The following is a 15,411-nucleotide window of genomic DNA, read 5'->3' as shown; positions in this document are numbered from 1 at the left end:
CTCATGACTCCTGATTCTCCTGTGTAGGGGTAGTGTGGTAACTTCATTCTACTTACGAATTGGTCATGGGTCATTTTTAGGTGTCGCACTTCATATTACAATCTGTCAATTAAAAACTGGTTTCAGCACAGTATTACCGCTAATTTCCTTGATAATGGATTCTTCTGTAATAACTATGAAATTCCGTAAGTCTCTTTCGGCTATTTTTAAGTTCGAAAAAGAGGAGAACAAATATTGTTATGACATAATACTCCAACATTCGACAAAATAGGTCTGTTATACTGAAGTTGAAGAGTTGCTACTGGTTACTATAAATGCAGGAGGAAAGTGAATGATCGAGAGAAATTATGATAGTAGTGCAAAAGACCCTCTACTTACGACCTTATCTAATGATCCAGGGGATGAAACTCAGAAAAGATTTAGATATCAACATACTTTTACTGTATTGATTGCTATTGAAATGTTCGCAGGTAATATTCCATATAAAGAACTATATTGTGAACATCATGAAGACATTTTAGCTGTAAGGGAAGATGGTAATTATGATGGATTACAAGTAAAAACAAGACAAGTTTCAGATGGCCCATTTGAATTAAGGGATCCTGCAATAAAAAAGAGCCTACTAAGATTTATAAAACTAGAAGCTGATTTTGAGAATTCCTTCTCCAACTTTACGATTATTTCAAATTGTTCATTTCGTGATGATGACTCTGCAAAAAGTTTAATTAATCTTGTAAATCAAGTAACGAATACGTCACTAATATCAGATATTAAGCCACGTGACCTCCGGAAATACATAGATGAACTTGTAAAAGAATCAGAACTCTCAATTGAGACTGTTCTAACTACAATCAAAAAGATAAAAACAATGGTAGGTCCTGGGTTAGATGATATCGATGCAAAAATTATTAATGATCATTTAGGGAAAGTGCATCAATGTAATGGAGCCAGTATTGAAAAATTAAGAGTTATTCATAGAAGATTATGCGAGAAAGTTTACTTTGCTTCTTCAAGATTTCTGGAAAATGGAATATATGATTATGCAGAACTTGCAACTGGAAGAATAAATTCAGTAGCGGAAGAAATAAATGCCAAACGAATTACTAAGTTAGCTGTTGATAGGATCGTGCAAGAAAATTTTAATAAGAATCTTTTTTTGAGTTCGAGATCAAATGCAGCAGATATTACGATAGCCAAATCTAATCAACTTTTAAAACGTAAGATGTCTTCAGGATTTATTGATTTTGAAGAAATCGAGATTATGGATGACTTACGAACTGACGCAGAAGATTATTTTTTAACTAACAGCATTAAAGCTGATAATCAACAAGAGTATTTAAGAGAATTTCAACAAATTAAAAAAATTGTCCTTAATCAATCCATTGAGGCAAAATCAAGATGTAAAAAAGAAGATTCACCTTACGGCGCTGAAATGCTTCATTCAGTTGAGGATCGTTTGAGGGAAGTAGCTATAAATAGAACCAAAGATGTGTTTGAATGCCCATATGAGATATTAAAAGGGTTAGTTGGTGTACTTACAAACGAATGTAAAGTAGCTTTCAGTAAAGAGCCACCAGGAGGTTGGTTGAACAATGTCGATGTCACTAATTGAGCAGATCATTATTCTTGATGAACGAGACGATCTAGATAATATTCGAGCCTTGCTTTTAATTTATACACTTATCGGAAATAAGAACGATAAGATAACGATTGAATTAGTAAAATTAGCTAAGATGGATTTTTTATTGAAATATCCGTCTGCGTTAGATAGTGTATTAACTAATTTGAATAAAAAGAAGGATATACATATCACAGAAGCCGAAATGAATAATATTGAGACAAATATATTATCATTTAGATTTAGCCCATGGAGTTCCAACTTTAGAAAATTAATGGTTCTTCTTAATGCGAAATCTTTGATTGATTGGAAACTACGAGAGAAATCTTTAGATATATATCAGACTTCAAAAGGGCTATCGCTCTATAATGATATTTTGTCCTTTGGTGAATTTAAAAATATGCATATACAAAGTAAGGCGATAAAGACTAATATTTTAGCACTATCAACAATAAAGCTAGATAGTCTACTGTCGACAGCTCTTACGGAATTAACATTGAGATGAGGAATAAAAATGAATATCACTATAACTAATTTAACTATAAGATGTCGAAAAGAAAATTTCACCATTAACTTTGCTGAGACAATTACATATTTTTATGGAAAAATGGGTGCAGGGAAGTCAACCATATTAAGGTTGATAGATTATTGCTTAGGCAATGAGCTAGTTGAAACTCCTGCACTTCAACAAGAATTTATTGGTGCCGACTTGAATTTGATAATTAATGGGAAGCATGTACTCTTATCACGTGATAAAGGTTCGAATCAGCTTAATGTAACATGGGTTCCTATTGACACGGAAGAATCGCTAAATGCAATTGTTCCTATAAATGCAAAAAAAACATTAGGTTCAAGGTCTATTATTCCAAATACGGAAATTCAAACGCTATCTGATTTATTATTCTATCTGTCCGATATGAATCCACCGAAAGTAAGGAAAAGTAAGATAAAAGAAGACACTGATTTGATTCGATTAAGCTTCAGAGACCTGATGTGGTATTGTTATTTAGATCAGGATGCAATTGATAGCTCGTTTTTTAATCTTGGAAGAGATGAGCATGATTTTAAAAAGTTAAAAAGCCGTGATGTTATGCGATTAATTTTAGGATTCCACCAAGAGAATGTTGCACAGCTTGAAACCGATTTGTTTGAAACTAGACGCAGAAAGTCTACTCTGTATGAAACTGCAGTAAGAATTGATAGTTTTCTCAGAGACAATAATATTGCAGATACACCACAAATAGAGTTTGAACTTCATAGTTTAGGACAGGAAATAGAAAATCGGAGATCAGAACTGAATAATTTAAGGCATAATTTAGTAAGAGAAAATTCACATGTTATAGAACAATATAAACAAAAAGCGAGAGAACAATCGAAGGATTTAGAGCAATTATCTACTGCTTATCTTGATATAACTAATCAGCTCAGTAGAAGAGTAAAATTGCAAAACGAATATAATTTAGCATCTTTAAAGGTGAGCAGGTCGACAATTGCGCAAAACTTATTAAGGGGAATAGACTTCCATAGTTGTCCTCAGTGTGGCCAAGAGATTGAGGATAGAATTATTGAGGAAAGCAACTGTAAGCTGTGTTTACAAGAGCATCCCAAAGATATTCATAACAATGATGTAGAAATCATTCAATTGGATTTAAGAAATCGTCAAATTGAACTTAAAGAATCTATTAATAAACTTGAAAGGCAAAAAGAAGCAATTGAACGAGAGAAAGTATATATTGCAGAAGAGAAGATATTTAATGATCAGAGAATTAATGATTTGGAGAGAGAATATGATTCAGCATATTTAGCTGCCGCAAGAGATATTGAAAGACATATCGGTAATCTTGAGGGGAGGAGAATAGAACTAAGTAATTTATTGCCTTTACCCATGAAAATTGTTGAGTTATATAAAGAAGTTGAAAACTTAGGAGCAGATGAACAACGTTTAAAAACTGAGCTAGATACAGCAAGACGTAATGCTGAGCTAGATGCAAGTAATTTGGATGAACTGAAATCTTTATTCCTCGATAATTTAACTTTAGTTGGATTTCCAGGCATTGATTTAAAAGATTATTTAGAAATCAATACAACTGACTTTATTCCTAGAATAACACGTTTTGGTGAAGATGAAATATTTACAACTGAATTTGCTAATTTAGGTAGTGGCGGAAAAAAGACGATTTTTAAGAGCTGTTATATTCTTGCTATTCATCGTTTAGCTGCTAGAAAAAATATTAATCTACCTTCATTTTTGATGATAGATACTCCTATGAAGAATATTAGTGAGAGGGAAAATAAAGATATCTTTGAAGGTTTTTATAATTTAATTTATATGCTCTTTACGAGTGAACTTAAGGATAAACAATTAATTATGGTTGATAAGGAATTCTACAGTCCTAATGGGACGCCATATGAAGGTTATTTCCTAAATAATGATAAGCTTAAGGTTTTTCATATGACCCCCGATGATCCTGAAAATCCTCCATTGATTAAATATTATCGTGGTCATTAACTGAGTTGTACAAGAGGGAAATTTAGAGCGCGTTTTAGACGTTCTAGAATAATTGCAATGGTTTTGTTAGTACAGGGATTTTAATCGCTTAACAAAGAGATAGAAGATATTATAGAGGCTCTTTTTCAATAGTTCGTTCAATAAAGTGAAAAGACAACAATAATTTAGTGCAACTTAACTTACTAATTCACTAAATTTCCTCAGTATCACAAGGCTTCGAATTGTGGATTTATCCCGACATTGTCCACTTCCAATTATAATATAATTGGCGGACACTTTTCAGTGTTCGTTTTTGTTTGTTCGGACTCGAAGGGTAAAACGCGTCGGATTTATGGTTTTGAGCTTCTATGAGGTCGAATACGGCATATCTATGATAATGTATATCGATATCTCTAAGCGTAGTAGTTTTTGATGCCACCTGAATATAACTGCTAATCGATCTATCTTAGGACACGCCACTCGTGTTCACTAAAATTTTAATGATATAGTATATTTTAGAAAGTTAATAAAGTAATCCTGAATTGACAACTTCATTCAACCTGTGAGACCATTATTTTTAAATTAATAAGAGGAGGATTACCATGTTAGTGTCAGGAGAGGTTGTAAAATTCGACAGCATGAAAAATTTCAGATATCTTTCTCCATTGGGGTCTGGAGGAACCGGGGATGCTCATCTTTTTAAGGATGAGACGACGGATATGTTATTTGCATTTAAAAAATATGCTCCTAAGAATAATAACAACTCAGATGATACCTATAGTCGCTTTGTAGACGAGATTAAAATACTATTTAATATATCTCATCACAGTATTGTCAGGGTTTTTAATTATTACTTGTATCCCGAAGCCAAAACTGGCTATTTGCAAATGGAATATGTAGAAGGTATAACTCTTGCTGATTTTGAACCATATTTCGGAAAAAGCTGGGAGGATATCTTTAAAGAAGTGATTTATGCTTTTGAATATTTAGAAGAAAAGAAAATATTACATAGAGACATCCGTCCTGCAAATATACTAATAGACAAAAATGAAGTTGTAAAAATTATAGATTTTGGATTTGGTAAAAAATTGGAGCCCGAAGAGACTGGGGGGGAAAGTATATTTCTTAATTGGCCTGTTACGCAATGGCCTAATGAGGTTCAATTAGAGGGTGTTTATAACCATCAATCTGAGATTTATTTTATAGGAAAAATGTTTCAAAACATTCTTAGAGGTAAGGGAGAGGTAGAGCGATTTAAGTTCAATCATATTATAGAAATAATGATTAAATTAGAACCAAACGAACGTTATGCTTCATTTAATAATATCTCTCAAGCAATTTCTGAAGGAGTACTGAGTGAGATAAATTTCTCAGAAAATGAGAAGAATACGTATATAAAGTTTGCTGATGCGTTAGTAGATCACATTTCTTACTATAACGATAAATACGAGTCAATAAATGATATTGATAATATACTTAATAAGTTAGGGGCTCTAATTCGTAGTAGTTCACTTGAGACGTTTATACAAGATAACTCTCAGCTTATTAGATGTTTTATTAAGGGGAGTTTCACATTTAATAAAATATGTGATATAGAAGTGGAGAATGTTAAAAATTTTTATAAATTACTGGTTGGGCTGGATTTGTTGAAGAAAAAAATTGTGATTGACAATATTCAAACTCGTTTAGGCGGCGTGAAAATTAATGTTATTGATGCTGATTTACCGTTTTGATTAGTAAGCGTCCAATTTCAAATGAGAGATACAACCTTATCCATAGTTGTTCTTATGCAAGTGTTCTATAAAATGGTATATGTCAAGAGGAATATCCAGGCTATATGAGCGAACTGAGGATGTCTGATTGTAAGACACAGGCCTGCTTAATAAGTTTATCAGCGAGCGCCGCAAAATTTTGCCACATCGTGTAACTGGAACAAGTGCAACGACCAACGCCTGCTGAATATTGTAATCAAACGTTCGCGCCAAGTAGCATTGCTGTCATACAGAGCAGAATAGAATCAAGATATTCTTGCAAAATCCGGCTGAGAGAAAATTCTCGGTCGGATTTTGTACTAAATAAATGTTTAGTCAGACTACTATAAAGGAATACGATTTAGACATGTTTAAAACTATGCATAGGATGTAAGGGGTATTAATCAAAATAAGAAATGTTAGGCTAGAAAACATAGATTTCTGGGATGGTTAAGCTGGATTGAGCAACTGCAGCATTTTAATCTTGGTTCTTGCAGATGTGACTTAGCATGGAGTAATCAATAGCCACAGTGATTTAAAACCTGAGTACTTTAATAAGTGTTTTCAATCGATAGAAATTACATATCTCTGGTTTTTGGGGAATCATTAACATCAACGTAGTTTTCTATATCTTCTCAAACTATGTATACCTAGTTCCTTGTAATACTTCCGCCATGTTCATCATCAAGAAATTTTGTGATAATGGGTGTAATATTTTCTTGCCGAAAAAGTACTTATGGAAAAAAGATTTCTTCGATTGTAATAAAAGAGAGGCCTAAATAAGCAAATAATAATGAAATGTATTCTAAAATATTAAAGGAAATCGCGAACAGGGATATAATTATTTTATAGATAAATGATTTAATATCTGCATTCAATGAGGCTGCAAATGAATTTCTTTATGATATATATAACGATACTCAGCTAAAAAAGAATTTCTTGGCATGAGTTAACAAGATGATTATAGATTTTCAACTCTAACTTTAGTTATAATGTTACATCTCAATGATTAAGTTCTTTAATGAGGATAGAAGAATGTGTTCATCCAATCTTCCTTCGTTGCAGGTTGCTGCTACAGTGAGCGCTCTCGTCAATGTAACTGCTCGGGGTATATATTCTGCGCTTGGAACTTGCTCTAATATCTTGAGCTCGATCGGTGTCCGTACTCCGCAGTTTTACTTGTTCTATTACTTGTAATACGTATATTCAGTCATTAGGGTCGGTTTCGTAATCTCTAAAACAGGAAGGAATAACGCCATGGAAGTATGCTTTTGTGGAAGTCAAAAACCATCAAATCAATGCTGTATACCAACTAATCCCCCAATTATAATGGAAATCCCTCCGTTTATTAGGTCTTCAAAGCTTCATCGAGTAGGATATCCATTGATTGTAAACCAAGTGAAAATTAGATATGGAGTTGAAAAAGGACCAGCCATTCTTGCCCAAGTCGATCCTCTGATAGCAGATGTACTCGGCTTTGATTTAAAAAAAGTACATTTAGATAATGCAACTGAACGTAATACTATAATATTTCCACTCCATGCAATCAGATATCATCAAAAGCAATTTATGCACCGCTTGAGGTTTATCCAGAGGGAGATAAAAAAATTAGCACGCCGCGCAGCAAGTGACCCTTTAATTGAATTAATCCAATGTGAGGATATACCACTCCGCTGTGAATTTGAGTCTTTTATTTCGCGCATGGCAGCCTATTTGGACGCTGTGGGACGTTATATCGCCAAAATGCTTAATGTATCTGTAAAAAATCACGGATCTCATAATAAGATTCAAAATTATCTAAGAAATGAAATTGAAGCTAAACGGGAAGAACATCAAGCAATTCTACAAGTATACGAAAAACACGGAAAATGGTCGAAAAAGCTCCTTAATATTCGAAATGAAATCATGCATGAAGGCATGAGCATGGATATGACAATTCCTGAGGACTATTTCGAAACGAGAATTTTTGATCCAACATTGGATGGGGAGTCGGTTGAGGAATTGGTTCTTACTTTTTGGTCAAGAGTGCTTGAACTAACTCGGTCGCTTATTTTATTGACTTCTTAAACGACATAAAACCAGAATAATGGATTGTGCAGGGGGGCGTCGACGTTAAGTCCTTATGTCTCCCGTTCCTGACTGATGCGCCAACACTGCTTCCGTTGTAAGCAATGGTGCGTGACTCATCTTAATGCTCAGCTTTGTAATCGGGGTTCTGGTGGTCTTGAGAAGTCTAATACCTATTTTCCGAAGTTTGATAGGATAGCAAAACGCAGTGAAAATGGTCTAATATAAAATTTATGAGAGAGGTGTTTAGTATTGATTTAAATGGTCTTATAAGTACTATAGCGACTGCGATTGCCGCGATTGTTGCAATTGTTGGAGGTTTTTTATTCAGCAGATTACTAACACTTTCGAGCGAAAAAAACGGCTTCGTCCGCCGGATAAAAGAACTTGAATCTGATTTACTGTTTAGAAACAAACAATCTGAGAATATATCTGATTGGCTCTTATGGGAGGATGCTAAGGATTTCATAAGGGAAAATGGTAAAGAGATTATTTTTAACGATGCCAATTTCGAGGAAATTATTAATCCGCATGTTTCCCCTTATAGAACAGCGGATGAATATCGACCCTATATTCAAAAATTAGTTGAGGTAAAGACTGACTTTTTTAAATTCGCGGAACAATTATTACATGATGAGGAGTATCCTGAGGATTTTGATGATTTCTACAAAATTATTAAGCCTGCTTACTTAGACCGAAGATATTATTATGAAACAATATTTGATTTATTTGATAACGCTTCGAGTAGAAGCTTCCCTACAATGAGAATTTCTATACCGAATATCTCCAACATTCCGACTAACGGTAATGAATATAGAGCGAAAATACTAGAAAGGGATCGTTTAGACGGAGAAATAAAGAATATAGAATATCAAATTGCTGTCCAGAAGAAGAGCCTTGTAACTTATGGGAAACCTGATGGACTATGGTTAGGATTATTAGTAATTGTCTACGCATGTATTGTCGGGGTAATCTGGCCAGTTACGTTACTACCATATCCCCAAAAAGTATATAATGACATGTTAACCAAATGGGTTTTGTTTGGATGGTTCTTTAGCGCATTGCTTGCCATATTTGTTTATCTAGGATGGTCAACTTATCGGCTTATACGTAAATGACACTCAAACTTACTCTGATGAAAACTACGATCAGTTGATTCCAAAACTAAGAGAGCTAGATATGATTGTATATTCTATAATCTTTTGATGTAGCTTGCTCTTTAATTTGAGTAAAAACGGCGACTGCTTTCATCTTAATAGAGATTTTTAAAATGCCTACAATATATAAAGCTCCTGCTCAGTTTCTAACATTCTGAGCAGGAGTAATTAGTCTCTGCTAATTGTAGAAGCTATTTTGCAGTAATTCTTTCAAGAGAGTGAAAAGATAACAGGAGGATATTGCTATAAAAACGGTGTCAATGTGATATTTGGTTTCGGAGGCGTGGTCATCCCGTGCACCAGATAATAGTCTTTCAAATGGGACTGTAGATATGGTAACGGGCATTGCGAGGAATTGGTAAAGTAGATTCAAAAAAACAAGCTGAATGAGTATCACGCTTGCTGGAAGAGCCCCTCGTACAAAAACTTAAAGATAAAAAGCATGAATGGGAAGGCAATGGAGAAAAGTATAGATTAACTATAGAAAGTCTTATGAAAACACTTTAAGAATTCCTATATGGAGAATGAAGTGCAACCCTTGGGATAGACATTGGAATAAACCACTGACCCGTTTCCGTTGTCTAAACAAGAAGCTTGTAAGACTGTTAAACATCGATCGTTATATTTTCCTAATAAAAACAATGATAGCTGCAGAAAAATTGGGAAAATGCTTTGGTACCCATTGATAATTATAAAGATACCCAAAAATTTGAAAGTAGATAACATCAAAATTCCTTTTTTATTTCAAGTTCCGTGTGCAGGAACTATAGCACAACAAGATACGACGGCAGCCAGCACTGAACTGAACTGCACTGCACCCCGTCAAGTAGACAGTATAAATAAACGAAATCATTTAAGCGGCCTTGGTTCTAAATTCCATCGGACTAAGGCCGTTTAATTTTGCTTGTAACCGTTCGTAATTGTAAAAGTGAATGTAGACTTCAATGGCTCTTTTAAGCTCTTTAAAAGTATGGTACTTGTTCAAATAATACTTCTCGCATTTTAAGGTCCCTCAGAAGGATTCCATTGGACCGTTATCGATGCATCGCCCAACTTGAGACATACTCTGAACCATTTTGTTGCCATCCAGAAGCTTCTTAAAGCCCAATGAAGTGTATTGGTAGCCTCTATCGGAAGCATAGGACTGCTTTCTGGAGCTGCTTGCAAGGCGAGTTTCAACGTTTGGAATACAAATGGATTGTTATTAGAATGCCCTAATACATAGGAGACGATCGATTTATCATGGAGATCGAGAATAGCGCTTAAATACACTTTCTGACTGTTGCCATACTTGAATTCCGTTACATCGGTGAGCCATTTTTCATTCGGCGTATCCGAATGGAAGTTGCGGTTTAGGACGTTCTCCGCGACCTGTTGTGGAGTAGTGTTGGCATACTTTTTCTTCTTCCTTCGAATAACGGACTGAATTCCCATGACCTTCATTAGCCGCTTTACGCGTTTGTGGTTAATGGTTTTTCCGGTTTGTCTACACATATGCAGAGTTAACTGACGGTACCCAAAGATGCGCTCCACTTTCTCATGGATGGTCATCATCACCTGAATCAACTGCTCATTCTCATGCTCACGAGAACTGGGTTTGCGATTTAGCCATTTGTAATAGCTTGAGCGTGCAATTCCTGCAATTTCGCATAGAAGTTGAACGCTAGTTGGCGCGTCCTTTTGAAGTGCCTGAATGGCAAGGTAAATCGTTTCCTGCCGTGTTTGATTTAGCGTCGCCTTCTTTCTATTTCCTCTAACTTTTTTAAAAATACATTTTCTGCCCGAAGTCGCTCCATTTCGCACTCCATCTGCTCTTGAGTTTCTACTGGTCGGCCTCCGTTAGCGCTTCCGGGGCTTTCTTTCTCCCCCGGCCATCCTTTAACGCATCCTGACCGCCACCTTCGAACTTCTGTACCCATTGGTATACTTGCTGATAGGAGACCTTAAACTGTCCAGCTGTCTTTTGGTAATCATATGGATGGGTCAGACAGTACTGGACGATTTCGATCCGTTCTTGCCAAGTCGTAGTGCGCCCTTTTGTCATAGCTTTTTCTTCCCCTTTATTGGCTTTTAAGCTGCTATGACCATTATACTTGTTCATCCAATTGAAGAGCTGCCTCGTACTAGCAATCTTGTATTTATCGATGATCTGGTACTGAGACAAGCCTCCCTCAAGGTAGTCCTTCACCGCCTGGTGCTTAAGCTCAGCACTGTACTTCTGCAGATGTGTACGACGCTCCAGCCCTTCATACCCATGTGTCTTGTATCGACGCTGCCATTTCATTAAAGTCGTCTTGTTAATTCCATACTTCTTCGCAGCTACTAGAAAACCAATCTCCCCGTTCGATACCTCTTCGAGGATGGCGAGTTTCTCCAAAGCGTTATATTTCTCTCTAGACATGAAAAGGCTCCCCTCACAGTGTGCAGGCTTTTATTATTTCACCTGTCTACCGTATGGGGAGCATATCACACCATGATCGGCTGCCGTCGTTCATTGAAGTAATGGGCAGTTTAACGCGATCTTAAGAAGGATATTTATGGGCAATACCGAAAAATAAATGAAGAAGACTAATCGATGTAATAACTAGAGGCATTGTTTTCAAGAAAGGAAATGGTTTAGAGGATGTTACGAGGAAAGACTGCTTGGCATCAAGAAGATAGATGAAATCTAGTTTACGGGAAACGATGGTTGAAATAGTTAAATTATATTGCAGGAGGGTCAAAGGAGGCAGAAGATCAGTTGCTCTTTTACAATCCGGAATGTGCAGTTTCGTTTTACTCGGCATTCTAACCGAGGTTATACAATTTGAACTTAAAGATTCCAAGAGTAGATTATTAGGTGAAAAGACCTAATGTTTTTTGTTTCATTTACCGAAAATATTATTGTATATAATTGTAAGGGGTTGAAAGGGATATGCGTTACGAAAAAGGAAAAAGAACGGCGAGAGTAGCTTACTTAAGGGGAAACATAACTAAGATGTCACTGGAACTAATTACGATAGGACTGTGAAGAGGTATGAATAGAATAGAAGAATTAATAAATGAATTAATCAGCACCGTTTATTCAAGTACTAACAGTGCCTTATCTGTTGCCGATCAAATAACTTTCTTTTGGGGTACCATGCTTCTTGCAGATGATAGTCCACGTCGACTTACATATGCATATAAGAGCAGTCTTAATTATACGTGGAAGTCTCTACGGATTGAAAAGGAGTATGCCCTTAAGATAATACAAGACAGAATTCTTCCGATTATGAAATCACATCGATCTTACTTACCAAAAAGAATTGCTAAAGGAGGTGATAAACTCACAATAACGGCAATTCAATGTGTAAAAATTATTGAGATTCTAAGTGAAATATATAATAGTCAGGAAAGTTGGTATCTCTGGGATGATCCTAGTGATTTATCGATGTATGATCATTTACTTAGTCAGCTATTTGAAGAGTCTGTTGATGGTCAAGAAGTATGGATTCCAGAGAAATTTGCTGATTTTTTGACATCGTTTGCAATGCATCATTCAGATCACCCAAAGAGTATTCATGATATTAATTGTCGTTCCGGTCAACTACTGACTGCTATGAATACTCAGATGCATAAATTGTGGGGCAACGCTGCATTTAAGCTCACTGGTTACTCAATTTCTCCAGTAATGACTCGAATATCGACTTTTCGACTGTTGCTCAATGGAGTTAAAAAATTTAGTATCTTGAATTTAAATACTGTAAGTGGAATCCGTAAACAGACAAGTTACAAATCCAGTAGAAGCAATGAAATGCACGATATTATATTTATATATCCTCAAGATGTTAAAAATAGTTCTTTAGAAAGGTACAGCGAGTTTCCTTATGAGAGGGATCTATTTTATCTTCGATATGGCCTTGAGGTTTGCAATGATGAAGGAGGTTGGATAATTGCTGTCTTATCTGAGGATTTTTTAGATAACCACATGAACGAGTTACTAGCCGAAATTGAAAATATTGCCACAATTGAAGCCATAATAAGTTTACCAATGCTTGAAAAAACAACAGGAATTCCTAGTAGAAATTTTCTAATCCCCATTCAAGTTGGTTTGGGAGTAAAAAGTATACCTTTTGATAGTATCAAAAGGTATAGTATCTCAGATTTCACACATAAAGAAATTTCTACGTTTTGGGATGACTACAATAATGATAATGGCACCTTAGCGCCAATTAATTCAGAAACTGAAGTGACTAAGACTCCAGAAATATACCAGCTTATACTATCATCGATTTCTAATTATACAAACGAAAACAGTCAAAATAATCTAAATTTCTCATCTCGTATAATAAATGGATGGTATAAATACTTAGAAAGTTTGGGAACCGTTAATGAAGTTACAAATGCACTTCAAATATTAATACGGGATCAGTATATTGAAGCAGTAATATCAGGAGAGGGACAAGTTTTCTTCCGTCTTAAACAGTCTAATTCAAGCAATAATAACAGTGATTCTAGGTTGAAAAATGTACTTTCGCTGGAACAATGGAAACTATATCAAATTTTCTGTAATTCAGATTCTCCAATAGCGATTCATAAAGCTAGGCAAAGTTTAGAGATTGAAGATCAGAGAAAGTTAACAATACAGCATGCATTAGATACCGTTTATTTGTTGAATCGATTAGGATACTTAGAGCGAATTGATGAGTTATTAGACGGGGATAGATACAGTTTTATAGATACCTGGATGGTAGTTCCTGAGGGAGAGCGAATATGGAAATACACAGTTTAACTTTAGACAATTACAAGCAATTTAAAGTTTTTAATGGTATTTTTGGAGAAAGAGATAATGATATAAGTAAAGTTTCTTTGAAATTTTTGGTCGGAAACAATGGGTCAGGAAAAACTACAGTTATGCAAGCTATTGGTTTAATCTTCACAAGAGCAATGAACGATGAGTCACCTGGATTTAGGTATGAAATCATTTACAGCATTGTACGAGGAGCTAAAACAACTTATATATTGCTTACGAATGATTCAAGTAAGTATCGCTTTAAGGGTCGTTTACATATTCGTATTTCAAATGATAGTTTAGCTAGTGTTAAAAAAGGTCGAGTTATTAAGGAAAGATTTAGCGAGCGAGATGACCTTCATCCACGGAGAATAGTGAGTTTTGCTTCAGGGCCCAATAATTCACTTGAGGGAGTACTAGTGGATTCACCACTAAATGCTATAAATAGTGATATTTATGACGAATTGCATAAGAAAGAAGTAAACAGCAGTAATCTCAACTATCTTCGCCAGTTACGAGGAAAGCTACTTTATGAGCCAAGTAGTCTCAATTTTGATTCAAGTAACGCCATTCTAATTTTAGTAGCTTTATTGTTGTCAAATCCAGAAAATAGTCATGAGGTCGAAAACTATATTTCTAAAAAAAACGAGCTTCTTTTAATGGTTAAGAATATTACACCATATTTCATTTCTCTCGAGATTGATGAAGAGAGTTTTAGAAAACTTCAAAATTCGAATGAGGATAAAAAAAGGTATGAGAGACTATTCTTAGAGCTAGTTAATCATTCGGAAGGGAGTTCAAAGGTGAAAATTGTTTTTCGAAAAGATAGAACAGCTCCACTAGCTGTAAGAGTAATCACTTTCTCAGTTGAACAACTATTATCAAATAACCCAACAGAATTTCTTACAATGTTGATGTTCGCTTGGAGAGAAGACTATCTATACACTACAAATATTTTTTTAAAACATAATGATACAGATAATTTACTTGACCATACAAGTTTAAGTGATGGTGAATATTTATGGTTATGTCGAATGGCACTAATTATCTTATCTCAACAAGAACATGATGAGAATACATTATTTCTATTTGACGAACCAGACGTATTCCTAAATGAGAACTGGACAATGCAGTTTATTAGTAAATTACACGAATTTATAAAGTCTACAAAAAAGAATGAAAAAAAGGAGAGATATAACCGCCAAGAATATTGGATTGCTACGCATTCCACACTAATATTAACTGACGCATTCCCTGATCAGACCTATATGATTGAATCATTCATGGAGTCAGATGATTTCTCCAAAGGGGCTTTCGAAGCTCTACCACTTTCCACATCGACTTTCGCTGCTGATCGCAGCGAAGTTAGTATGCAGTTGTTTATGGACCAAAGAATTGGAGAATATTCAATGCAATATATCAATAATAAGCTTGATAGGGATCAGACTATTTCAGTTGAAGCTTTAGAAAAAATTGTCGATAAAATTGGTCCTGGCTATCAACGTTATCGTATGCTGGAGTATTTACATCAGTTTCGAAATCCTTCTAGAGGTTCATCTAATAGAATGGAGAATTGA

11 protein-coding genes and 1 pseudogene are annotated in these 15,411 nt (G+C 35.1%); 9 read left to right on the top strand and 3 right to left on the bottom strand.

Annotation, left to right across the window (positions count from 1 at the left end):
- The first annotated feature begins 331 nt into the window (after positions 1-331).
- The 7 genes and pseudogenes from ASF12_RS05190 (at position 332) to ASF12_RS05165 (ending at position 9,042) form a co-directional block, all read left to right on the top strand.
- Complete coding sequence (locus ASF12_RS05190; protein ID WP_056030448.1) at positions 332-1,612, top strand: dsDNA nuclease domain-containing protein; 1,281 nt, start codon at positions 332-334, stop codon at positions 1,610-1,612.
- Positions 1,593-2,123, top strand: coding sequence for a hypothetical protein (locus ASF12_RS05185; protein ID WP_056030445.1), 531 nt, complete (start codon positions 1,593-1,595; stop codon positions 2,121-2,123). Before ASF12_RS05190 ends, ASF12_RS05185 begins: the two co-directional genes overlap by 20 nt.
- A 9-nt stretch (positions 2,124-2,132) precedes the next feature.
- A complete protein-coding gene (locus tag ASF12_RS05180; protein WP_056030442.1) occupies positions 2,133-4,127 on the top strand; it encodes an ATP-binding protein in 1,995 nt (664 codons plus the stop codon).
- 581 nt (positions 4,128-4,708) lie between these two features.
- Complete coding sequence (locus tag ASF12_RS05175) at positions 4,709-5,839, top strand: protein kinase family protein (RefSeq protein ID WP_056030439.1); 1,131 nt, start codon at positions 4,709-4,711, stop codon at positions 5,837-5,839.
- A gap of 133 nt (positions 5,840-5,972) precedes the next feature.
- Positions 5,973-6,121 (top strand): annotated as a pseudogene (gene rpsR / locus ASF12_RS33475) (30S ribosomal protein S18); the annotation flags it as partial.
- Positions 6,122-7,114: 993 nt separating this feature from the next.
- Positions 7,115-7,924 (top strand): hypothetical protein, encoded by an 810-nt coding sequence (locus tag ASF12_RS05170; RefSeq protein WP_056030436.1) that lies wholly within the window; start codon positions 7,115-7,117, stop codon positions 7,922-7,924.
- Positions 7,925-8,166: 242 nt separating this feature from the next.
- Positions 8,167-9,042, top strand: a complete 876-nt coding sequence (locus ASF12_RS05165; RefSeq protein ID WP_155972794.1) for a hypothetical protein — start codon at positions 8,167-8,169, stop codon at positions 9,040-9,042.
- Between the two features lie 892 nt (positions 9,043-9,934).
- Here ASF12_RS05165 and ASF12_RS36475 read toward each other — a convergent pair.
- Genes ASF12_RS36475 through ASF12_RS05155 form a run of 3 tightly spaced genes read right to left on the bottom strand, consistent with a single transcriptional unit; the run spans position 9,935 to position 11,482 of the window.
- On the bottom strand, positions 9,935-10,066 hold the full coding sequence (locus ASF12_RS36475; protein WP_081418620.1) for an IS3 family transposase: 132 nt from the start codon (positions 10,064-10,066) through the stop codon (positions 9,935-9,937).
- A gap of 17 nt (positions 10,067-10,083) precedes the next feature.
- Positions 10,084-10,884 (bottom strand): IS3 family transposase, encoded by an 801-nt coding sequence (locus tag ASF12_RS05160; RefSeq protein WP_081418619.1) that lies wholly within the window; start codon positions 10,882-10,884, stop codon positions 10,084-10,086.
- A 19-nt stretch (positions 10,885-10,903) separates the two neighbouring features.
- Complete coding sequence (locus ASF12_RS05155; protein ID WP_081418618.1) at positions 10,904-11,482, bottom strand: helix-turn-helix domain-containing protein; 579 nt, start codon at positions 11,480-11,482, stop codon at positions 10,904-10,906.
- A gap of 615 nt (positions 11,483-12,097) precedes the next feature.
- Between ASF12_RS05155 and ASF12_RS05150 the strand changes: the two genes are divergently transcribed.
- Complete coding sequence (locus ASF12_RS05150; RefSeq protein ID WP_056030428.1) at positions 12,098-13,834, top strand: hypothetical protein; 1,737 nt, start codon at positions 12,098-12,100, stop codon at positions 13,832-13,834.
- Positions 13,816-15,411, top strand: coding sequence for an AAA family ATPase (locus ASF12_RS05145; RefSeq protein ID WP_056030425.1), 1,596 nt, complete (start codon positions 13,816-13,818; stop codon positions 15,409-15,411). Before ASF12_RS05150 ends, ASF12_RS05145 begins: the two co-directional genes overlap by 19 nt.

It is taken from the genome of Paenibacillus sp. Leaf72, assembly GCF_001422685.1.
In the GTDB taxonomy this organism is placed as follows: Bacteria; Bacillota; Bacilli; order Paenibacillales; family Paenibacillaceae; genus Pristimantibacillus.
This window is presented reverse-complemented; position numbering and strand designations above follow the sequence as displayed.